The 21,115-nt window shown below is 52.3% G+C and carries 20 protein-coding genes and 3 pseudogenes; 10 read left to right on the forward strand and 13 right to left on the reverse strand.

Annotated elements, in window-relative coordinates:
* Together ACL7TT_RS03375 and ACL7TT_RS03380 are read right to left on the reverse strand one after the other, a co-directional pair.
* A pseudogene (locus tag ACL7TT_RS03375) lies at nt 1-1,138 on the reverse strand (IS256 family transposase); the annotation flags it as partial.
* A gap of 58 nt (nt 1,139-1,196) precedes the next feature.
* The gene (locus ACL7TT_RS03380) at nt 1,197-1,556 is read right to left on the reverse strand and encodes a hypothetical protein (RefSeq protein WP_413393177.1); all 360 of its coding nucleotides are present in this window, start codon (nt 1,554-1,556) and stop codon (nt 1,197-1,199) included.
* A 482-nt stretch (nt 1,557-2,038) separates the two neighbouring features.
* Here ACL7TT_RS03380 and ACL7TT_RS03385 point away from each other — a divergent pair, with 482 nt between their 5' ends.
* From ACL7TT_RS03385 to glmS, 9 genes are all read left to right on the forward strand, one after another.
* Nucleotides 2,039-2,284, forward strand: a complete 246-nt coding sequence (locus ACL7TT_RS03385; protein WP_413393178.1) for a hypothetical protein — start codon at nt 2,039-2,041, stop codon at nt 2,282-2,284.
* Nucleotides 2,285-2,299: 15 nt separating this feature from the next.
* The gene (locus tag ACL7TT_RS03390) at nt 2,300-2,887 is read left to right on the forward strand and encodes a TolB-like translocation protein (RefSeq protein WP_413393180.1); all 588 of its coding nucleotides are present in this window, start codon (nt 2,300-2,302) and stop codon (nt 2,885-2,887) included.
* Between the two features lie 98 nt (nt 2,888-2,985).
* A complete protein-coding gene (locus ACL7TT_RS03395) occupies nt 2,986-3,315 on the forward strand; it encodes a hypothetical protein (protein ID WP_413393182.1) in 330 nt (109 codons plus the stop codon).
* 493 nt (nt 3,316-3,808) lie between these two features.
* Nucleotides 3,809-3,961 carry a hypothetical protein gene (locus tag ACL7TT_RS03400; protein WP_413393184.1) on the forward strand — a complete coding sequence of 51 codons (153 nt, stop codon included), beginning with the start codon at nt 3,809-3,811 and terminating at the stop codon, nt 3,959-3,961.
* A 123-nt stretch (nt 3,962-4,084) separates the two neighbouring features.
* Nucleotides 4,085-5,176: a pyruvate dehydrogenase (acetyl-transferring) E1 component subunit alpha gene (gene pdhA, locus ACL7TT_RS03405; RefSeq protein ID WP_299945534.1), complete on the forward strand. Its 1,092-nt coding sequence runs from the start codon at nt 4,085-4,087 to the stop codon at nt 5,174-5,176.
* 2 nt (nt 5,177-5,178) lie between these two features.
* Nucleotides 5,179-6,174, forward strand: coding sequence for an alpha-ketoacid dehydrogenase subunit beta (locus ACL7TT_RS03410; protein ID WP_413393186.1), 996 nt, complete (start codon nt 5,179-5,181; stop codon nt 6,172-6,174).
* On the forward strand, nt 6,171-7,373 hold the full coding sequence (locus ACL7TT_RS03415; RefSeq protein WP_413393188.1) for a dihydrolipoamide acetyltransferase family protein: 1,203 nt from the start codon (nt 6,171-6,173) through the stop codon (nt 7,371-7,373). Before ACL7TT_RS03410 ends, ACL7TT_RS03415 begins: the two co-directional genes overlap by 4 nt.
* Nucleotides 7,374-7,506: 133 nt before the next feature.
* Entirely contained in the window at nt 7,507-8,277 is a 771-nt protein-coding gene (locus tag ACL7TT_RS03420) for a DeoR/GlpR family DNA-binding transcription regulator (protein ID WP_413393189.1), read from the forward strand.
* Between the two features lie 53 nt (nt 8,278-8,330).
* A complete protein-coding gene (glmS, locus tag ACL7TT_RS03425) occupies nt 8,331-10,160 on the forward strand; it encodes a glutamine--fructose-6-phosphate transaminase (isomerizing) (protein ID WP_413393191.1) in 1,830 nt (609 codons plus the stop codon).
* Nucleotides 10,161-10,858: 698 nt separating this feature from the next.
* Here the strand turns inward: glmS and ACL7TT_RS03430 are convergent.
* The 11 genes and pseudogenes from ACL7TT_RS03430 to ectA form a co-directional block, all read right to left on the reverse strand.
* Nucleotides 10,859-11,149 (reverse strand): annotated as a pseudogene (locus tag ACL7TT_RS03430) (GTP-binding protein); the annotation flags it as partial.
* A complete protein-coding gene (locus tag ACL7TT_RS03435; RefSeq protein WP_299945523.1) occupies nt 11,128-11,595 on the reverse strand; it encodes a Fur family transcriptional regulator in 468 nt (155 codons plus the stop codon). The gene ACL7TT_RS03435 and the pseudogene ACL7TT_RS03430, both read right to left, overlap by 22 nt.
* Nucleotides 11,596-11,601: 6 nt before the next feature.
* Nucleotides 11,602-11,754 (reverse strand): hypothetical protein, encoded by a 153-nt coding sequence (locus ACL7TT_RS03440; protein ID WP_413393193.1) that lies wholly within the window; start codon nt 11,752-11,754, stop codon nt 11,602-11,604.
* Nucleotides 11,744-12,109, reverse strand: a complete 366-nt coding sequence (locus ACL7TT_RS03445; RefSeq protein ID WP_299945519.1) for a ZrgA family zinc uptake protein — start codon at nt 12,107-12,109, stop codon at nt 11,744-11,746. Before ACL7TT_RS03445 ends, ACL7TT_RS03440 begins: the two co-directional genes overlap by 11 nt.
* A 10-nt stretch (nt 12,110-12,119) precedes the next feature.
* The gene (locus tag ACL7TT_RS03450) at nt 12,120-12,482 is read right to left on the reverse strand and encodes a MerC domain-containing protein (RefSeq protein ID WP_299945516.1); all 363 of its coding nucleotides are present in this window, start codon (nt 12,480-12,482) and stop codon (nt 12,120-12,122) included.
* Between the two features lie 211 nt (nt 12,483-12,693).
* A pseudogene (locus tag ACL7TT_RS03455) lies at nt 12,694-14,169 on the reverse strand (sodium/proline symporter).
* Nucleotides 14,170-14,579: 410 nt separating this feature from the next.
* Complete coding sequence (locus ACL7TT_RS03460; protein WP_413393195.1) at nt 14,580-16,022, reverse strand: aspartate kinase; 1,443 nt, start codon at nt 16,020-16,022, stop codon at nt 14,580-14,582.
* A 319-nt stretch (nt 16,023-16,341) separates the two neighbouring features.
* Nucleotides 16,342-17,286, reverse strand: a complete 945-nt coding sequence (thpD, locus tag ACL7TT_RS03465) for an ectoine hydroxylase (RefSeq protein WP_413393197.1) — start codon at nt 17,284-17,286, stop codon at nt 16,342-16,344.
* Nucleotides 17,287-17,303: 17 nt separating this feature from the next.
* Nucleotides 17,304-17,708 (reverse strand): ectoine synthase, encoded by a 405-nt coding sequence (locus tag ACL7TT_RS03470; protein WP_299945505.1) that lies wholly within the window; start codon nt 17,706-17,708, stop codon nt 17,304-17,306.
* Nucleotides 17,709-17,982: 274 nt separating this feature from the next.
* On the reverse strand, nt 17,983-19,290 hold the full coding sequence (gene ectB / locus ACL7TT_RS03475; protein ID WP_413393199.1) for a diaminobutyrate--2-oxoglutarate transaminase: 1,308 nt from the start codon (nt 19,288-19,290) through the stop codon (nt 17,983-17,985).
* A 21-nt stretch (nt 19,291-19,311) separates the two neighbouring features.
* On the reverse strand, nt 19,312-19,842 hold the full coding sequence (ectA, locus tag ACL7TT_RS03480) for a diaminobutyrate acetyltransferase (RefSeq protein ID WP_299945499.1): 531 nt from the start codon (nt 19,840-19,842) through the stop codon (nt 19,312-19,314).
* Between the two features lie 720 nt (nt 19,843-20,562).
* Between ectA and ACL7TT_RS03485 the strand changes: the two genes are divergently transcribed.
* Nucleotides 20,563-21,090 carry a MarR family winged helix-turn-helix transcriptional regulator gene (locus ACL7TT_RS03485; protein WP_299945496.1) on the forward strand — a complete coding sequence of 176 codons (528 nt, stop codon included), beginning with the start codon at nt 20,563-20,565 and terminating at the stop codon, nt 21,088-21,090.
* Nucleotides 21,091-21,115 lie beyond the last annotated feature (25 nt).

Raw genomic sequence — 21,115 nt, forward strand, 5'->3', positions numbered from 1 at the left:
CAGTTCTGGATCGGGTGCGTCCAGCGCTCGGAGGCTTTCAGTATACCGGCGTAAAGCAGCTTGAGTAAGCTGTTCTCATTGGCAAAGCCGCCCTTGGTTTTAGTCAGCTTGCGGAACTGGCGGTGTACAGCCTCAACGGCGTTGGTGGTGTAAATCGGCGTACGCACGTATTCCGGATACTTGAAGTACGTCGACAGGGTGGGCCACTTGGCTCGCCAGGACTTGATCACCACCGGATATTTGTCTCCCCACTTGGCCTCTAACTCGTCCAGCGCGTTCTCGGCAGCATTGAGTGTTGCCGCTTTGTAGACGCACTTGAGGTCGGCCATAAAGGCCTTCTGGTTCTTCAAGGCCACGTACTTCATCGAGTTGCGAATCTGGTGGATGATGCAGTGCTGAATCTCGGTCTTGGGGTAGATGCTCTCATGGCCTCAGGAAAGCCCTGCAGGCCGTCTATACAGGCAATCAGGATGTCTTTGATTCCACGATTGTAGAGATCGGTCAGAACGCTCAGCCAGTGGTGCGCGCCCTCCTGGTCAGACAGGTAGAGGCCCAACAACTCTTTCTTGCCTTCGATGTTCAGGCCAAGAATGGTGTAAATGGCCTTGCTGGTATAACGGCCATTTTCCTTGATTTTGTAGTGGATAGCATCAAGCCAGACGATAGGATAAACCGCCTCCAGATCGCGCTCACGCCACGCCTGAAGTTCAGGCAGCAGCTTGTCTGTAACGGTGTTGATGGTACCGTTGGAGAGTTCCATACCGTAGATTTCGGCAATGTGTGTGCGGATGTCCTGATAGCTGTTGCCCAGGGCGAACAGGGCGATGATCTTGCGTTCCAACTCGTCGGTAAGCTGGGTTTGATGCTTCTTGACGATCTGTGGCTCGAAGGTGCCGGCGCGGTCCCGTGGTGTCTGCAGCTCGAAGCTGCCCGTCGGGCTTTTCATGGTCTTGGATGTATGGCCATTTTTGCGGTTGGGTTTATCCTCGCCGGCGAGGTGCTCCTCCAGCTCCGCGCTCATAGCTGCTTCGGTAAGCTGCTTGATCAGAGGCGTCAGGATGCCATCTTTGCCGCTGAGGTCTTTGCCCTCACGCAGCGCCTTGACAGCAGCATCCATATTGAAAGTAGGTTTGGTCATGGGTCATCTCTTTTTTGCTAATGATAAAGAAATGACACAGAATTCTGAACACTACCGTTTAATGCCAAGACCAAGAGGTGTTGAGGCGACCCTGGCTGTATGTTCGGCATATATCAACTCTTGATCGGTCCTCCTCATCGATTGTCTGCTGAGCGTCCAATGCATAAGCGGTATTTGATTTTAGGTTGGTGATGCTGATCATGGAGACTTCAATGCCTCGCTGTGATGTACCGGCGCAGCCATTGCAGTACCAGCCAAGGCCCTCTGTTTTACGCCCCGATTTACTGATAAAGCTGGCATCTATGGCGCCTACAGATTCAGGATTACCTGGAAACGCTTGCACAAATAATTCAGTATTGAAATTGAAAAATCGAACTTTCGGCAAAACCAGCGACGAAACCGCTTTTCGCTCGCGCAACTGTATCGCTCCATATTCTGGAATATCGCTTTGCCTTGAAAAACTGTCAGCACGACGAGCAGCGTGAGCATAAACTTCTTTTGTAGCTGTTTAATGTTAGACACCCTGGCAAAAATAGCTTTTACTAAGTCTTTCATGGGCCAGTGTTGCGCCAATTGGATTTGAAAATCTTATTTTCTCAGCTTCTGCCCGTGGTGCCTACCCATTTCTTCCTGAAAACTGCGAAGTGTTGGGTGGATAATAAGTGGAGCAGAAGTACCAACTTGCTCTCCGATTTACGTATAAAGCTGATGCAACCTACTGAAAACTGTCCGAAGTGTTGCGCCAGAATAAAATCATATAAAAGTCATAAAGACGTCAGGTGTTTTAAGTTTTCTTTGCTAAGGTGAGTACTTGTTCAATCAAGTTTAGGAACTTTATCAATGAAAACGACTTCAATATTGAAGTTAAATAATGTTTTGATTTCAAATTAAGGATAAATTATGAATCGTATTTGTATTTCAATTGTTCTACTACTTTCTATTATAGCCATGAGTGGCAATAGTTATAGTCAAGATAAATTTCCAGTTTTAGAAGGTCGCTATTTAGGGCAAAAACCACCAGGCATAATGCCTGTATTGTTTGCTCCTGGTATTGTTTCTACAGAGGAGCATCTTGAAAGTGAAGTATTGTTTTTGCCGGATATGAAGGAGCTCTCTTTCACCAGGTCTGGAGGAAAATATAAATAACCTACATTGTTTGTTATGCAATACAAAAATAAAAAGTGGAGTAGGAAAACTATTTCGCCAACCGATATCAATAAATATAAGGAGAAATTCAGCCCTAGCGTATCAGAAATGAAAAGCCTTGAACCTTTCAAAGACATTCCCATCGTAGGTTTCTCGGCCTCATCTAAAGGAACATATTATTTTTATGTTTTAGATCTTGAGGATGGCAGTGGGCATATGAGTTATTCACGCCTTATAGATGGCAAATATGAAAAACCTCAAAAAATGAGCAAAGCGATTAGCAGAGGGAAATATATTGCCCATCCTTTCATTGCTCCGGATGAGTCCTATTTAATGTGGGATGCCGAGAAAGAAGGTGAAAATACGCCTGATATCTATATTAGTTTTCGAAAGAAAGATGGTTCATGGGGGGAAGCAATTAACATGGGGAATACGATAAACACAGCACTCTATGAGCAGCGCCCGAAAGTAACACCTGATGGAAAATATTTATTTTTTTGGAAGGGAGATGTAAAGGTTAGAGAAGATGGAAGTAGATATGTGGTAGGAAGCCCTTATTGGGTGGATGCGAAGATTATTGAAACACTCAGACCAAAACAATAAATCATATAACAAAGCCAAGCAAAATAGCCCGCTAAAAAATGCGGGCTGGACCGCGCTGTCACTTTGTCTTTGTTAGCGGCGTTATAGAGACTAGCTCAGTGCAAGCGGCAAAACTTACAATTTTCTCGGCTCTGTTCTTTGTGGGAATTTTCTCTGCGATATCTCTAATTTTTTATTTCAGGGATTGGGAGCGCTTAATCTGGGCGGCCTCGTTCGGTCTATTTGTGGGCGTTGTAGCAGCGCCGGAGCTCAATCGTAAAACATTCAAATATCCGACGCTGCTTCAGGCTATGTCGGGTGGTGTGGCTGGCTATATTCTCGCAGTAGCCCTGAGTTTATCTCCTGAGTCTATATTTGCGTGCGTTGGGCTGGGTTTTATGCTGGGAGCAAGTGCAAATATATGGGTAAAATATGTCCAGATCCCTTAGACCCTATAACCAATAAGGATATGTTGCGCTTGCCACAACATATCTGGTTGTTGAACGAGCTCGGCTAGCTCTACTTATGTAAATAAATCGAAGGGGAATTAAGCCCTGAAAGGTTGACGTTATTCTCGGGTCTTTTTACGGGTGAGCAATAGCCTCGCCGGATGGGCAATAAGAAAATTGTTGTCATATAGTGAGTTGGCTCCTTTGCTTAAGGCCCATTAATCCTCGTGGTGGTGGCTTCCGTGTGCTAGCCGCTTTTATCCGGGCTGTGGGTTTTGTGAGGATGAAAACCGGTCACTCGAATGACTCCACGGCAGTGAGGGCAGAGCAGGCTCGCGGCTTTTTTCGTTGGTGGCGTTGACCTTCGTACCTTTAACACCCACTGTAGGAGTTGCACAGAGAGCAGTCGAGACAAAAAAGGCGCAACTCGGTGCTGGCAGCAGGATCAATCACCCCGCCTATGTGGGCGATGCCATCGTGAGGGTGACAGTGAATGTTGGCGCCGGTGGAAGTGGGCAGAGGCGCCACTGTGGGCACGGGTTCTACGATCACCAACACAGCGAGCGCGGATGAGTTGGCCGTGGTGCGGGGCAGACAACGCAATATCATCGGTTGGCAGCACCCGGCCCAAAAGCACCGGCAGTGATAGCTTTCTCCAAAAATTTTCCGGTGGCGTATTAAATTCCGGCGGGTATTCTCTCTTCGCGCGGGTTCAGTTCTCCCTTTTGTCCGTTAAACTTGCGTTTCGGGAACAAAAAGGAATAGCCCGATGCACAAGCCCAGAATGCAGCCACTTGCCAGTTTCGACATCGCCTCGCTGCAGTATCTGGATGAGCGGGGGCAGACAACCCAGACACTGCCGGATTTCGCAACACCGGATGCCCTGGTTGCCCACTACCGGCAAATGACCCTGACCCGGATGGTGGATGGTCGCGCAGTGAAAATGCAGCGTACCGGGCAACTGGGCACCTATCCCTCGAGTCTCGGGCAGGAAGCGATAGGTGTGGGCGTGGGCGCCGCCATGGGCGGGGAGGATGTCTATTGTCCCAATTACCGGGAAACGGGCGCCCTTCTGGAGCGGGGTGTTGCTATTGAGGAGATATACGCCATATGGGGCGGGGATGAACGCGGCCAGAACTTTCGCCATGCCCGCGAGGACCTCCCCCTAAGCGTCCCCATCGCAACACAGATCCTGCATGGCGCGGGCGTTGCCTTTGCCCTCAAATATAAAAATGCACACCTGAACGAACCCGCGCGCGTAGCCGTTGCCAGTGGTGGTGACGGGGCCACCTCCCGGGGGGATTTCTACGAAGCGATCAACCTGGCTGGAGAGTGGAAACTGCCGCTGGTGGTCGTTATTAACAACAACCAGTGGGCCATATCCCTGCCCCGCTCCGAGCAGACCGCCTGTAAAACACTCGCACAAAAAGCCATTGCCGCGGGCATTCCCGGCTTGCAGGTGGATGGCAACGATGTGATCGCGGTGCGCCAGGCGGTGGCAGAAGCGGTCGGGCTGGCACGCAATGGTGGCGGCCCTTCGTTGATTGAGGCGGTCAGCTACCGGCTCTGCGATCACACCACCGCCGACGATGCCAGCCGCTACCAGTCCAAAGAGACTTTGCGCGACGCCTGGTCGCGGGAGCCGCTGGTACGTCTGCGAACCTATTTGGACAGTGCGGGCCTCTGGGGAGATAACCAGGAGGAGGAGCTGCAACGGGAGCTGACCCAGACACTGGAGAAGGGGGTACGCAACTATAAGGAAACCCCGAAAGATGCCGCAACGGCGATGTTCGACCATCTTTATGCGGCCCTGCCCGAGGCCTTCCTGGAGCAGTACCAGCAACTGCAGGGGGGTGGCTGATCATGGCGGAGATTACCTTGGTACAGGCGGTGACCCAGGCCCTTGCCCACGAGATGCAGGCCGATCCGAGGGTGATTGTCTACGGCGAGGATGTCGGGATTAATGGTGGCGTGTTTCGCGCTACTGAAGGCTTGCAGGAGAGGTTTGGCGGCGCCCGTGTGATAGACACACCGCTGGCGGAGACCATGATTGCCGGGATTGCTGTGGGTATGGCTGCGCAGGGGCTGCGCCCGGTGGCGGAGTTCCAGTTTATGGGATTTATCTACCCCGCACTGGACCATATCCTCAGCCACGCGAGCCGCTTTCGCAACCGCACCCGCGGGCGGCTGTCCTGCCCTATCGTTTACCGCGCGCCCTACGGTGGCGGTATTCACGCACCGGAGCACCACTCGGAAAGCACCGAAGCCCTGTTTGCCCATATTCCCGGCCTGCGCTTGGTGGTGCCCTCCTCCCCCGCCCGTGCCTATGGACTGCTGCTGGCGGCGATCCGGGACCCGGACCCAGTGATTTTTCTGGAACCCAAACGCATTTACCGGGCGGTGCGTCAGGAGGTGCCCGACTCCGGCCAGGCACTGCCGCTGGATCGCGCTTTCGTGCTGCGCGAGGGGGGAGATATCACCCTGATTGCCTGGGGCGCAGCCCTCAAGGAAACCCTGGAGGCAGCGGAGCAGCTGGCAGCAGAAGGTATCCAGGCTGAGGTAATAGACCCGGCTACCCTCAAACCCCTGGATATACACACCGTTATCGACTCTCTGGAAAAGACGCACTGCTGCGTTGTGGTACACGAAGCGGCGCGTTTTTGCGGTCTGGGCGCCGAAGTGGTTGCGCAGGTCAATGAGTATGCTTTCGATTTGCTGAAGGCACCGGTACAGCGGGTCACCGGCTACGACACAGTGATGCCCTACTACCAGTTGGAGGACAAGTATCTGCCGGGTGTGACGCGTATTATGACGGCTGTGAAGGAAGTGCGAGACTACGCCAAAGGAAGGGGATTATGAAGATATTCACCCTGCCCGATTTGGGCGAAGGACTGCCCGATGCCGTGGTGCGGGAATGGCACGTAAGCGAGGGAAGCAGCATTGCCGCACACGAGAGTCTGGTGACAGTAGAGACCGCCAAGGCACTGGTAGAGGTGCCCGCGCCCTGGGGCGGCAGGGTGGAAAAACTGTTTGCTGAAGTGGATGAAACCGTCAATGTCGGCGATCCACTGGTGGGGTTTACCGGCACCGACGAAGGGGAAGCGGAAGCGCAGCCGGGCCCCGGCGACAGTGAAGCGGTGCCAGAGCCTGTGCAAGCCGCCGCAGGGGAGGGTGCCCGCGGGGACAGCGGAACCGTGGTGGGCAGCCTGGAACGGGGTGAGGCGGTACTCGAAGCCGAGCCACAACAGGCGCAGGGTCCCCGGCGGCTTGCCACGCCCTCGGTGCGCACCCTGGCCCGGCGTCTGGGAGTGGATTTACAGCGGCTTTCCAAAGATGGTGCAAGGGTGACTGCGGCACAGGTGTGTGATGCCGCCGGCTCCCAGCCCCAGGCACCCGCAGAAACCGCCGTGAAACCAGCCGCGGCGACTGCCGGCGAGTCAGCGACAGCCATGTCCCCGGCGCGGCGCGCCATGGGATTGTCTATGAGCCGCGCACGGGATCAGGTGGCACAGATAACCTTGTGTGATGACGCGGATATCTCCAACTGGTGGGGGAGCGCCCCTGCCCTGTTGCGCCTGATTCGGGCCCTGCAGGCGGCCTGTATCGCCGAGCCGAACCTCAATGCCCTCTACCGGGACGATCAGCTGATCCCCCAAGAGACTATCAATATCGGTTTGGCGGTGGATTCACCAAGAGGGCTGTTTGTCCCTGTGCTCAGGGATGTCGCCGCGCGCTCGGATGACGCGCTGTTGCAACAGGTGGCAGACTTCAAGCACCAGGCCAGGGAAACCGGCATCGCCCAGAGCGATTTACAGGGAGGCTCCATACTGTTGTCCAATTTCGGCGCTATCGCCGGGCGCTACGCGACCCCGCTGGTATTGCCACCGACCGTTGCAATTGTCGGGGCCGGGCGGGTCTGCCAGGGCGTGGTGGTGGTAGACCGCTGGCCCGCCATGCGCCCACTGCTCCCTCTTTCTATCAGTGCCGATCACCGCGCCGTGACCGGGGGTGAGCTGGCGCGTTTTCTCCAGGCTATGTTGCAGGCGCTATCCGGCTGAACCACGCTTTCAGCCCCACGGATCAGTCGCAATATCGCTTACTCACCCTGAAACCTGGCCTTGAAGAAAATTAAGCTGGGAACATATCTTTCGTTTTGCTATCTTTAAGTTTCGAAACGAAATTTATCCAAGCATGTCCAAGCGTAATACACAGCAGCGTCGCCACGGCATTTTGAACCTTCTCAACGAGATGGGAGAGGCCAGTGTTGAACTGCTGGCACGACATTTCGAAACCTCCGAGGTTACGATCCGAAAGGATCTGACCGCGATGGAAAACCACGGACTGCTATTGCGCCGCCGTGGCGGTGCAATCCCGCTGCCTCGGGAACTGGTGGTAGAGGGGGCGCCCTCTGAGGTTAAACGCGCCATTGGCCGCGCAGCAGCGGCACTCATTCCCGACCACCACCGCATAGTGATCGATTACGGTCGCACCACCGCGGCAATGATTCCCGAGCTGGAATGCAAACGCGGCCTGGTGGTGATGACCAACTCCCTGCATGTGGCCAATGCGTTGCGTGAATTGGAAAACGAACCCACCTTGCTCATGACCGGGGGCACCTGGGACCCCCACTTCGAGGCGTTCCAGGGCAGGGTGGCGGAACAGGTGCTGCGGGATTACGACTTTGACCGCGCCTTTATTGGTGCTGATGGAATAGATCTGGAACGTGGCACCTGCACATTCAATGAGCAGATTGGACTGTCGCGTGTGATGGCTGAAGTTGCTCGGGAAGTGGTGGTATTGGCGGAGTCCAGCAAGGTGGGCAGGCGCATTCCGAATCTGGAACTGCCCTGGGAACGGGTGGATACCCTGGTCACTGATGCAGGCTTGAATGACAGTGCCCAGCAACAACTTGAGGTGCTGGGGGTGCAGGTCATTCGTGCAGAGACGACCGGCGGAGCCTAGTCTGGCTTAGCCAAAGAACTGAACATGAGAAAGTGTTTTTTGAGGAGATCAACATGTGTGGAATTGTTGGCGCCCTTGCGCAACGCAATGTCACTGAAATTCTGCTGGAGGGATTGCGGCGCCTAGAATACCGGGGTTACGACTCGGCGGGTGTTTGCCTGCGCAATGGTGATGGCCGGCTGCAATTGCGCAAGAGCCTGGGTAAGGTTGCCGATCTGGAGGCCAAACTGCAGGAGGAGCCTGCCGAGGGCCATCAGGGCATTGCGCACACCCGCTGGGCCACCCACGGGGTTCCCTCCGATGAAAATGCCCATCCGCATATGTCCGGGCCTATCGCCCTGGTGCACAACGGTATTATTGAAAACCATCAGGCATTGCGCTCCGGGCTACAGGAGAAGGGGTATCAATTTGCCTCAGATACCGATACCGAGGTGGTGGCGCACTTGATTCACTCACTGAGCAAAGAGGGGCTCAGCCTGGTGGACGCCGTAGGTAAGGCAACACAGATGCTGGAGGGCGCTTATGCCCTTGCCGTTATCAGCAGTGAGGACCCAGAGGTCCTGGCCTGTGCCCGCTACGGCAGTCCCCTGGTTTTGGGTGCCGGCATTGAGGAAAACTTTATTGCTTCGGACCCCATGGCTCTGCGCCAGGTGACCGATCGCTTTCTTTTCCTCGAAGAGGGCGATGTCGCGGAGGTACGTCGCAGCGGTATCTCTGTGCGCGACAAGCGGGGTGACGCGGTCAGCCGCCCGGTGCACAAACTGGATGGTGGCCATGATGTAGCCGACAAGGGCCATTATCGCCACTATATGCAGAAGGAAATTTTCGAACAGCCACAAGTGGTGGCGGCGACCCTGGCAGGGCGTATTGGTGAACACTCGGTGTTGTCCCAGGCGCTGGGGACCCGCGCCCGGGAGATTCTGCCGCAAGTGGAGCAGGTGCAGATTGTCGCCTGTGGTACCAGCTACCATGCGGGTATGGTGGCCCGCTACTGGCTGGAGGATTGGGCCGGGGTGCCCTGTTCGGTGGAAGTGGCCAGCGAGCTGCGCTATCGCAAAACTGTAGTACGCCCCGGAACCCTGTTTGTCACCATCTCCCAGTCTGGGGAAACGGCGGATACCCTGGCAGCCCTGCGCCAGGCCAAGGCACTCGGCTATCTGGCCTCCATGACCATTTGCAACGTACCCAATAGTTCCCTGGTGCGTGAATCAGAATTATCCCTGATGACTGAGGCCGGCCCGGAAATTGGAGTGGCCTCCACCAAGGCCTTCACCACCCAGCTGGTGGCCCTGCAACTGTTCTGTATCGCGCTGGCCAGGGCCAATGGGCTTTCCAGCGAGCGCGAGGCCGAGCTGGTGGGTGCCCTGCACCAGCTACCGAAGCTGATGGCAGCATTCACCGGCCTGGACAAAATTGTGCGGCACACCAGTGAGGCTTTTGCGGAGAAAAACCATGCGCTCTTCCTAGGACGCGGGGTAGAGTTCCCCATCGCTCTGGAGGGGGCATTGAAGCTCAAGGAAATTTCCTATATCCACGCCGAGGCCTACCCGGCCGGTGAACTCAAACACGGCCCCCTGGCCCTGGTGGATGCGGATATGCCGGTGATTGTTGTGGCACCCAATAATGAGTTATTGGAAAAGCTCAAGTCCAATCTGCAGGAAGTGCGCGCCCGGGGCGGGCAGCTGTTTGTCTTTGCGAGCCCCAAGGCCGGATTTGCCAGTGAGGAAGGGCTTACCCTGATCGAAGTGCCGGATGCCCCCGAGAGCCTGGCGCCAATTCTTTACACGGTGCCCCTGCAATTGCTCAGCTACCATGTGGCGTTACTGAAGGGGACCGATGTGGACCAGCCGAGGAATCTGGCCAAATCGGTTACTGTGGAATGAATCAGGCACTGCCTGTTTACCAGTTGTTGAATTACAAGGAAGCGTAATACTTTCAGCGTTTCTGAGCTTTGCTAGACACTTCCTAACAGAGCTCAGACGCTGATAATGAAAGATTTTCTTTGCCCTATCTCGACCAGACCGCGAACTTCTAGCTCATCAAACTGAGAAAGCTGCCCGCTATGTCGTTTTTCTATCCCTAACAGGTTGTTGAAAAAGGCACCCTGCCTTTTTCAAAACACGAAAAGCGAAAAATGTGATTTTCACTCTTCTCCCAAAATCAACGACTTAGATTTCGCCGATTTTGCCGAAATATCCATATTTCGGTACCAGGCGTAGAAATTCTTCGAATTTCAACAGTCTGCTAATGGCTACCTTCCCCACAAAGGAGAGGGAATCAAAGGAGTATTTTCCAATCCAGAAATAGGCCTGAAGTAAACATGCAGGTTATTGAAGTGATTAAAGCCGGGGCATACTGCTGGGGGATATGGCTATAACAATAGAGCTTGCGAACGACCGAGCCATTTTTATTTTCCACTGACGCATTATCGTTGCTTTGGCGTGACCGCGATTTGGTGAATTCAACCCGCAACTTATCGAGCAGTTCGGCAACGGTGTAATTGATGTTTTCACTGCCATTGTCGGCATGAAAGCCCTGTATTGTAAAGGGAAAGGCAGCAAAGATTTGTTTGATCGCTGGCCAGCAACTGGTTTAGTGCAACCTGCATAGGCAGGCCGTACAGCACATACAACCACCGGGTACCTCTTGAATATATACCGTGCCTTTCCACCAGGACTCAAACAGTGCGCCGCCAGCCCCCACCTCACCAAACTCATGCCCTAACACGGCTCAGCGCTCATCAGCGGGCTTATTGTCGAGAAGATAACGAATTGCCGTTGTTTTACCGACACCGAGAAAAGTCGGTAATCACATTTGCCGGTACTCCGCGTATCGGTTCTTTATCTGCCACTAAGCTGCATTCTGGCCGCACTCATCGCAGACACATTCCAGTTCCAGCTGTGACGTTTGAAAGTGATACCCGGCACGCTCAACCGTATCGCGCAATGCGGCGATGACTTCGGGCCTGATACCTATTTCCCGCACTTTGCTACAGCGATTGCAGATCAAAAATTGCGGGGTTTGATGACTGTGATCACAGGTGATATGAGCACACGCCAAATATTTGTTTTCTGAATTAAGCTTGTGGACCAAGTTCTCTTCAGCCAAAAAATCCAGCATTCGATAAACCGACATAGCCGGGATTGAACTGTCATAATCCCGTTTGTACTGCTCTGCAATCTCATAAGCAGAGAGTGGAGTTTTTGACCGCAGTAATATGGTAAGAATATTCCTGCGTTTCTCAGTCAGACTGGCCCCTGAATTACGGCAAGTCTGCTCTGCCACGCTCAAGGACCGTTTTATTTGGGATGCTTTCATAGCCTATTACATCTGTGGTTCATTGTCTTTTGCAGTGAGCAGGCTGGTGCCCAGACCATTGGGGCAAAGCCACTGCGCTGCAATCTTATGGATACCGGGAAAACTCGTAAACAGCGCCACGATGACACTTTTTGAATTACGCCGGATTCTAACCTTCAAATTTATAACCAGCGTGGAAACCGGTATGCGCCGCCGTTGTATCCACTCTCCCTTTCAGTATGAGGCGCCTCAACATTGGCGCTTGGCAACCGGCTCCAGTGCCGACAAATTTCAGTAAGGAATCAGGTTCGACCACTTTACGTACAACCTGCTCCTGTAGCTGCCTCCGGGCAAAACTACGCGGTGGATGTTCGAACCCCACCAGGTGCGCTGCCAGCGACTTCAGCGCACTGTGGCTCTTTTCTGCCTCGGCCGCAACTTTTGTCATCGCCTTGCTGTGCATATAACCACCGATATTACCAGATACCGTCTCGGTATTGCGCAAAACGAGAAGTATATGCTCCCTCGGTTTCACTGCCTCCCACCTAGTCAGCCGGTGCCATTCGTAGTATCAAGCGCCGGTTTATCCAGTGGGCCATGATCAACAGACCGGCCCCCACGATACTGACCAGTATCTCCCAGATACCCGTAAGGTAAAGCGCAACTATCAGCAACAGCGCCCCGGAAAACCCGACAACCATTATCGCATGACGCTGATGATGCCGGCAGGAGGTGGGGAAACTGGCCAGTGCCAGGATTAATGCCGGCACCAGCAGTGCCAGGTGGAGCAACCCTTCTTCCAAGAACCTGCCCAAAAACCCGAGGCCACCCAGGGCTGGCAACACTGGCGTCAACACACAGTGCACTAGGCATAGGCCAGAAGCGAAGATTCCTACAATATCTCTCACAACAATTCTTCTAATCCTTTCGCGCTCAACCCAGAAAGGCGCTTTATTCAACAGTATAAAGTAATGATACATCATATCATAAACTAGCTTGCCAGAGTAACCCAGGGCAGGGTACTGGGGATCTTGCCTCGTAAACGGGCACACTCGGGCCTCGTACATTGTTTGCTACCTGAATTATTGCAGCAGGCATATGTCGCAATATTTACCGATACTAGGGCCTTTCTAACAACCTGGGTTCGGCCTTGAACTGCTGAACCGAACTCGTATTCACGCGTGCATTCGACAGACGGCTAGATATTGAGCGTCGAACAGGTAAGGACATCAGTAGCAGCAATCCCGCGCAAATACCCGGCAGACCCTCATAAATGGCAGAATGCCACCCCAGATATCGCCAGAAAAGTGCTACTGCCAGGCCGAAAACAACAGCAAGTATGCTCAACCGCTGACTGGGCTGATAACCGAGGCACAGAACAATGAGTAAGGGTGCAAACGCGCTGGCCAACGCCGACCAGGCCATAATCACCAGGCTGAAAACGCTTTGACTGTTGATAAGTGCCAAACCCAGAGCCCCGAGAGTAATCACTACAGTCACCAGTTTAACCAGCACGGTGCGTTTGATCCTGTGGGGGAACAGATCGTGGGTAATGGCTGCCGAACAGCTCAACACCAGAGAGTCGGCAGTGGACATGGTGGCGGCAAATATACCGGCCAAAATCAAGCCGACCAGTGCTGGTGGCAGCAGCTCTAGCGCCATTGTGGGTAAGGCCAACTCCGCATCGAAGCTACCCGTATCGGCCAGGTAAATGCGCGAAAGCATCCCGACACCAGTGGCCATGGAATAAAATGCCAAGAACCACAGGTAATACCAGATCCGCGCCCGACGCATTTTCGTATTGTCGTCTAACGCCATAAACCGGATCATAATGTGTGGCTGGCCTATGACGGAGAGCCCGGCAAACATCCAGCTGATCGCAAACAGCACGCCACCGGCCAGCCCCGGCAAGGCCAGATCCCGGGGAAACCAATCGAGTAAACCGGGCACCATTTGCATCTGAACAAGGGCACTATCCATCCCACCCAACGCCCCCACAGCCACGGCCAACAATAGCCCCATGGCGAAGATCATGATGATGGATTGCGCCGCATCCGTCCAGATTGATGCGCGAATGCCGCCGGCAAAGCAGTAGAGGGTCACCAGCACAGTGCCCATCGCTGCGCCCGCCCAAGCGGGCCAGTCAAAGAGCACATGCAGGGCTTTGCTCCCTGCAACCAGCTGCGCACTGGCGTAAGCCAACAGAAAAACAAGCGAAATAATCCCAATCAGGCGCTGTAGAGCACCATTATTGCCACCGTACCAATTGCTCAGCACTCCCGCATAACTGAATTCATCAGACCTCGATGTGGCGGCACGCAAGCGTGCGTGAACAAATGTGGAAGCCAGAAAATCGCCGCTGATCCAACCAAACATAAGTCAAATCGATGCCAACCCAGTAACATAGGTGTAACCGATAACGCCGATAAACATATAACCGCTGTTGTTGGTCGCAACCGCGGATAAACCCACAAGCCAAGGCTTGATCGCACCGCTGGCAATATAATAATCGTGGCGGGTACCGCGGCTTTTCCACATAGACGATAATCCAATCAGGGTAAACGCCAACAAAAAGCCTATAAAGGAAACGATCATGTTTGCATCCTTAGATGGAGTACCTGCTCGATAATTCTGATCGGAAAAACGTTTTAAAAGCGGTACAAATTCCTGTGTAATTTTCGATGAAAGCAGATATCCACACCGATCAACCTATTAAGCGTGGCCAAATCCTGCTCACAGCGTTCGGCAAGGCCGCCGTGACTTTCGAACCAAACCGCTTTCGTGCAGTAACGAGAGCTAAACCTCAGTTTCACTCCAGTTCTATCACATGCAAGTTTTCAGACAACGCCAAAAGCGATAAATTTTGGATCAACAGGTAGCTTGACAACCCCCAAACTCTAGGTGCAAAACTGCTTCAACGGCCCATGTAGTGAGATCTTACTGCTCGCACCACGTTCCATCATGGTTCTTTCCATGGGCCTTTCCAAATGCGAAATCAGAAGGTACTAGGAGGCCAGAGATATTGCTCTGCCGTGATCATGCACTTCCACCAGACATCTGTGTAAACTCTTTATCGCCAATGGATAATCATCCTCATTAATAATAAATTGTATATCGACTTGACGCATGGACTGGTGGATAGCCAGTACGCTGATTGCCTGATTGGCAAGCGCGGATACGGCTTTGGCCAGAATACCGGTAATTTGCATATCGCTGCCAATGGCAGAAACGACCGCGACCTTTTGCAGGTTGATATCCGCTTCCGGAAAGCGCTCCTCAAGGACGCGGCGAATTCGCTTGATTGTTTTCAGATTAGTCGACAAATAGTGCGTAATGGTATTGGCATTGATATCTTTGGCAACGACACTCGCCCTAAACCGACCAATGACACCAAGAATCTCCCCGTCATAGCCAGACATATTGCCCGCCATATCCTGATCAAACAGCTCCAGCGCATAAACGCCCTTGCACCCGGCGATAATCTCGACCTGCGGGGTGTCGCTGATGTAATCAACCGAAATCAAGGTGCCCGAATGTTCCGGTTCGAAGGTATTTTTCACGCGCAGGGGGATATTGCTTTGACGCAAACCCTTGGCTGCTTTGGGATGTATGGCCTCCATCCCCAGGTTGGCCAGTTGATCAGCAACATCATAATTGGTTCGGCCTATGGGAACCGCATTTTGCTCGCCGACCATGCGGGGGTCGGCGCTACTCAAATGGAACTCCTTGTGAATAATCACTTCCCTGGCTTGGGTTAATACCGCAATACGGCTAAAGGTCATCTCACTGTAACCGCGATCAAAGGTCGACATCAGACCATCTTCGCTATGTGCATAGCCGGTGACAATGGGCAACTGATGCTTGAGGTCAAGATGCTCAAAAGCAGATTCAAGGCGTTGATCCAACGGGATATGGTCCCCGCACTGCCAGCCAGTCAGATCCACAAAGTGAGCATTAACATCATCGCGCTTTAGCAGCATTGTCGTATTCCAGGCGCTGTGTGCCTCACCGATGCTGGCCAACATCTCCCGCACCGTTGCCAGATGCGAACCCAACGCAAAATGTCCGTGCTGACACAGCCGCTGCAGATCACTCAGGCATCGCTCGGCGTCATCGAGTCGTTTTCCTATGAATCGGTTGGCCTGCTCCAGCAGGTACCCTTCGCCAAACAGGCTTTCATTGATAGCGAAGATCTCAGCTTTTAAGTCTGCCAATGCCGATTGCCAGCTACTATCATTGACGCTGCTGGCGAATAGGGCATAAATGCCCGGCTGGCCATTTTTTTTGTGCTCCAGCAGGCGATTAGTAATACCAGCGTAGGCAGAGACCACCAGTATCCGCTGATACAGAGCCTCACCTCCTGCCAGCTTAAAGATAATATTGTCGCGAACGGCGGCATACGCACTCATGGAAGTGCCACCTATCTTTTCTACGGTGTGTAGTGTCATAAGCGTTCTCGTCGTCTTCCTCTGCGCAATTGACGCATCGACGTACAACTAGCCGGTCCTGGGAAATATCACAGCACAGACCTAACAGCAACTGGCATTCTCACTGTCAAGCCATATCCGGTTCGGTATCGACTATTTGAGTTCATTCCGAGCGATCTGAACCAACCGCTCTTCAACTCCCAGGGAAATGGTCAAATCCAGGCTCACTGATTAAGCATCCGCTTGTTTTGGTTTGGCTGCCGGCTTCGACGTTCCGGGGATGCATTCCAGTTCTTTGATCTGTCTGTGAATTATATTGTTAACAGAGATAACTTTTCTGTCATTCATTCAGTTTCTCTGGTTTCAGAGGGGTGATGGGCTCAATACATGCTCTACTACAAATATATTCAGGGCGCGGCGGCTTGTCACAAAAGGGAGCCCCCACCCGATTGCTCAGCGCGTTATAGACAATAAACACATTGGAGCGGGGATAGGGTGAAATATTGCCATTGGAACCGTGCAGGATATTGCAGTCGAATATGATCATGCTGCCCGGTTTTCCTTTTGCCACCACAATGCCTCCCGCCTTCGCCATCTGGCTGAGACAGTCATCACTGGGTACGCCGTACTCCTGCTTTTTCAGCGACGCTTTAAAGTGGTTTTCAGGGGTCTCACCCTCGCAAACCACATAATGCTTGTGTGACCTGGGGATCAGCATCAGCGGGCCGTTGTTGTCTGTGTTTTCTGTAAGTATGATCGACATGCTCAGCGCCCGCATCCGCGGCATTCCATCCTCCACATGCCAGGTTTCAAAATCCGAATGCCAGTAAAACTCCTTGCCGCGAAAGCCGGATTTGTAGTTAAGTCGCGATTGGTGAATATAGACTTGGTCGCCCAACAGGTATTGCGCCATACCGGCCATACGGGTGTCACTTGCCAGTTTGGAGAATACAGGACTGATTGCGTGTACCTTGAACACCGAACGCACATCCCCACTACCAAGCTCTGTAATCGTTTCGCCGGAGGCCTGAATACCCGGATCACGCCTTAAACGATCTGACTCTGCCTGAAAAGCCGTGACTTCTTCGGCACTGAATACACCTTTCAGCAACAAAAAGCCCAGCTTTTTATATCGCCGCACAAGAGTAGGCGCTATGGGACTATCCTCGTCCTTTTTCGCGTAAACCACTGGATCCTGACGCTCTCGGATAGCGGCACTGCGACCTCCGCGGGACGGATAGCGATCCTCGGTGCGATCAGAAGTAGAGGTATAGGCCGTTCTCACCCTAATGTTTCCCTTTCTCAACCCGTCACTGGTTCAGCTTCCAGTTCGTAAGCACCGTCGGTATTGTGTACCTCCTTACCGTTCAGGGGCGGATTAAATACACATGCCATCTTCATCTGTTTAAATGCGCGCAATACGTGTTCGTCATGCTTGTCTAGGATGTAGACGGTACCCGGTTTTATGGGATAGCGTTTGCCATCAACCAGTGTTTCCACTTCCCCTTCGCCCGACATGCAGAACACGGATTCCAGATGATTTTGGTAATGCATCTGGAAGTCCGCCCCTTCATAAATGGTGGTAATGTGGAAGGAGAATCCCATATTGTCATCCTTGAGCAGCAAGCGGGTGCTTTCCCAGTTGCCGTCAGGTGAAACGATTCTGCGATTTGTTTTTTCCGCTTCCGCCAAATCTCTAACAATCATTAATTGCTTTTCTGCTCTTTGATAAATTTCATTGCAATCGCCCTATTGAACGATCCACGGACCGTGCTATTTCTCCGCCCGAGACGCACAATTTAAGGTCTTTTTTGAGCAACAAGTGATTGGAGTGGGACATAATCCACAAATCACCGCACCCACTGAGACAGTGAATCAACTCCCGGGATGGCCCCTTAAACGTCATACTTGTAGTGAGCAACCTGTGTCCCTCCATCAAATACACGGCAGCATGGCTTTTCGCCCGCTGCCTACTGCGCGGCTAGCTTGCCAGACGGCCAAGCTCGAAGTAATTGATCTCTTCAGGGATGGAGCTTTCTTTAGCACACACTTCCATGATAGCCTGCTCAACGATATCGATCCCTTTATTCAGATTGTCGTCACTGATAATCAGCGGACACAGAAACTTGACTACGTGATCGTCGGCACCACTGGTTTCAATAATAAGTCCCAATTGAAACGCCCTTCGGGTGATTTTCCCGGCGATTTCTCCATTGACACAGTTTATTCCCTGGAACATGCCGCGACCACGGGTGGTAAATTGGCCCTCACCATACTTCGCCACAATGGCGCTCAGGCGTTGGGAGATATACTCGCCTTTGCGCTTGATTTCATTGGAAAAGGTATCGTCCGACCAATAGTGATCCAATGCGGCTTTAGCCGTTACGAACGCAAAATTATTACCACGAAAAGTGCCGTTATGTTCGCCGGGCTTCCACTGATCCAATTCGGGTTTGAACAGCACTACGGCAAAGGGCAGTCCATAACCGCCTAGCGATTTAGACAGTGTGACAATATCCGGCTTGATGCCAGCCTCTTCAAAGCTGAAATAAGCGCCTGTGCGACCACAGCCCGCCTGGATATCATCCACGATCAGCAATATGCCATGTCTTCTGCAAACCATCTCAAGGTTTTTCAGCCACTCAACACTGGCAACGTTGATACCGCCCTCGCCTTGAACCGTCTCGATGATCACAGCTGCCGGCTTGTCCACGCCACTGCTGGAGTCCGACAGCACCTTATCCAGATAAGCACTGGTATCAATCTCTTCGCCCAGATAGCCATCGTAGGGCATACGAACAGTACCGTTGAGACTGACTCCCGCCGCACCGCGATGGTGGGAGTTACCGGTCGCCGCAAGCGCACCCAGTGTCACTCCGTGAAAACCGTTGGTAAAAGCAATAATAGTTTCTCGACCCGTTACGTTGCGCGCCAGCTTGATAGCGGCCTCAACAGCGTTGGTACCTGTGGGGCCGGTAAATTGCATCACATAGTCCAGTCCACGTGGCTTCAAAATTTTTTCGTTGAAAGCCTCGAGAAACTCCCCCTTGGCCTTGGTGTGCAAATCCAGGCCATGGGTAATACCGTCACTGACAATGTATTCAAGCAGTTTTTCCTTGAAAAGCGCATTATTGTGACCATAGTTAAGTGTGCCGGCACCCGCCAGGAAATCCAGGTACTCATTTCCTTCTTCGTCGTAGATAAATTCGCCCTTGGCCCGGTTAAACACGCGCGGGAAAGCACGTGCATAACTCTGCACCTCCGACTCTATTTCCTCAAAAATTTTCATTGTGATATTTCCTAATTTATATCAAGCGGAAGCCGAATTTAGTAATTCGGCTTCCGCTATTGGACCTATTCGAACCAGCATTTCTGTTTCATGCTCCCCGGCGAAATGACGGTCCCGGTCAAATTCCACGACTGACTCTATGCCTGCCTGTAGCCTGCCGGCCAAACCGGTAAACAGGGCCCAGGAAGCGGCATTGGCTTCGGTAATGGTGGTTTCAAGGTAGGTAATCTTGCGACATTGCGGACGATTTAAAATATGCATGAGCATCCGGGTTGCCAGCCCCTGGCCGCGTGCCTGCTCACTCGCAGCAACCTGCCAGATAAATAGGGTATCGACCCTCTCCGGCGGCATATAGCCGGAGATAAACCCAACTAGCTCGCCTCCTGAACTGGCGGCTACTGAAGTGCCGGCAAAGTGGCCACATTGCAGCAAATTGCAATAAATGGAGTTGGTATCTAGAGGCGGGCATTGTTGAATCAATTTGAAAACCGACATGCCATCTTCAGCAACCGGGCGACGTAACTCGATCTTTTTTATCAGGGTTTCAGGCATTTTTACATTCAATACTTTAATTTAGATCTCTATATATAAAATACACTATAAGCTACTTAAGTATTGAATTTAAAGATTTTTTAATGAGACTAATTGACTTTTCCAGGTAAAATTCTAGTTTTTTCTGAAATATTATTTAGACCTGTAAGTATCGTACACTAAACATACAAGATAAACAAGTCCGGTTTTTTTGGGATAGTTATTGGAATACTTCAGAATTAACAGCGCAAAACCGGATCTATTTTGCTTAATAGATGAACAGTCTGTTCAATCCGGGGGGCTGGTGAGAGAGATCATTTATTACTCGGCTCTGGCCCCTGTACCGGACTCTACGGAAGCATTTGAAGCCGCCCTGAAGTTCGCATTGAGGTTTTGGCGGTCGCCTCCGACCGGCGGCTGATTCTACTGGTATCGACGATCCCCAGCAAAGACTGGTGGATTATCACCCTGGAAGCTGAAATGAGGCCCTTTGGGCTGACGGTGGATCGGATTGTAGAAATAAAGTGTTTTCGGGCTTCTGATATTGACACCCTGGCACACAAACAGGAGAGTATTCTCATCAGGAGAATCATCCACCACCAGAAGAGCCTGTTAATTTGATACTGGTGGACTTCGCTGCCTGGCTGATTTCCCTGACTTTGGAGGAATACCCCTATCGGCGCAAGGCGCTTTCTGGAATATAATCCTCCCCCTGTTCAACCTCAAAAGAAAGAGTCTAATTTGAATCGCATAGAAGAAGTACTGGTCGCACTGCGACGCGTCATCAGAGCTACCGACCTGCACTCAAAATTCCTGGCCAAAACCTGTGGTTTGACTGCCCCGCAGATTTTGTTATTACAGACGATCAGAGACAAAAATGAGGTCACGATCGGCAAACTGGCCAATGAGGTCAGCCTGAGCCAGGCAACAGTTACCACTATTCTCGATCGACTGGAAAAACGTAATCTGGTTTACCGTGAGCGTTCAGCCCAAGACAAACGAAAAGTTCACGCCCATCTGACGGATGATGCTCTGGAAGTACTAAAGAACGCCCCAATCCCCTTGCAGGAACATTTCACCCGACAATTTTCTGATCTGCAAGAGTGGGAACAAACAATGATCATCGCAGCGTTGCAACGTGTAGCGCATATGATGGACGCGCAACATATTGATGCTTCTCCGGTACTTGATGTTGGTACAATTGACAGGTTAACACCTTCGATAGAAAAAACAGGTGCCTACCCGGAATCAGCGAAGGAATCGGAATAAGCAACAGCTAAGGCCGTAGGTTATA

This window comes from Microbulbifer jejuensis, assembly GCF_047289955.1.
In the GTDB taxonomy this organism is placed as follows: Bacteria; Pseudomonadota; Gammaproteobacteria; order Pseudomonadales; family Cellvibrionaceae; genus Microbulbifer.

What these genes read in the sequence shown, in the direction of transcription:
- ACL7TT_RS03385 (WP_413393178.1), top strand. Translation starts at nt 2,039, where the DNA reads ATGAATCGTATTTGTATTTCAATTGTTCTACTACTTTCTATTATAGCC.
- ACL7TT_RS03390 (WP_413393180.1), top strand. Translation starts at nt 2,300, where the DNA reads ATGCAATACAAAAATAAAAAGTGGAGTAGGAAAACTATTTCGCCAACC.
- ACL7TT_RS03400 (WP_413393184.1), top strand. Translation starts at nt 3,809, where the DNA reads ATGTTGGCGCCGGTGGAAGTGGGCAGAGGCGCCACTGTGGGCACGGGT.
- pdhA (WP_299945534.1), top strand. Translation starts at nt 4,085, where the DNA reads ATGCACAAGCCCAGAATGCAGCCACTTGCCAGTTTCGACATCGCCTCG.
- ACL7TT_RS03410 (WP_413393186.1), top strand. Translation starts at nt 5,179, where the DNA reads ATGGCGGAGATTACCTTGGTACAGGCGGTGACCCAGGCCCTTGCCCAC.
- ACL7TT_RS03415 (WP_413393188.1), top strand. Translation starts at nt 6,171, where the DNA reads ATGAAGATATTCACCCTGCCCGATTTGGGCGAAGGACTGCCCGATGCC.
- ACL7TT_RS03420 (WP_413393189.1), top strand. Translation starts at nt 7,507, where the DNA reads ATGTCCAAGCGTAATACACAGCAGCGTCGCCACGGCATTTTGAACCTT.
- glmS (WP_413393191.1), top strand. Translation starts at nt 8,331, where the DNA reads ATGTGTGGAATTGTTGGCGCCCTTGCGCAACGCAATGTCACTGAAATT.
- ACL7TT_RS03435 (WP_299945523.1), bottom strand. Translation starts at nt 11,595, where the DNA reads ATGAAAGCATCCCAAATAAAACGGTCCTTGAGCGTGGCAGAGCAGACT.
- ACL7TT_RS03460 (WP_413393195.1), bottom strand. Translation starts at nt 16,022, where the DNA reads ATGACACTACACACCGTAGAAAAGATAGGTGGCACTTCCATGAGTGCG.
- ACL7TT_RS03470 (WP_299945505.1), bottom strand. Translation starts at nt 17,708, where the DNA reads ATGATTGTTAGAGATTTGGCGGAAGCGGAAAAAACAAATCGCAGAATC.
- ectB (WP_413393199.1), bottom strand. Translation starts at nt 19,290, where the DNA reads ATGAAAATTTTTGAGGAAATAGAGTCGGAGGTGCAGAGTTATGCACGT.
- ectA (WP_299945499.1), bottom strand. Translation starts at nt 19,842, where the DNA reads ATGCCTGAAACCCTGATAAAAAAGATCGAGTTACGTCGCCCGGTTGCT.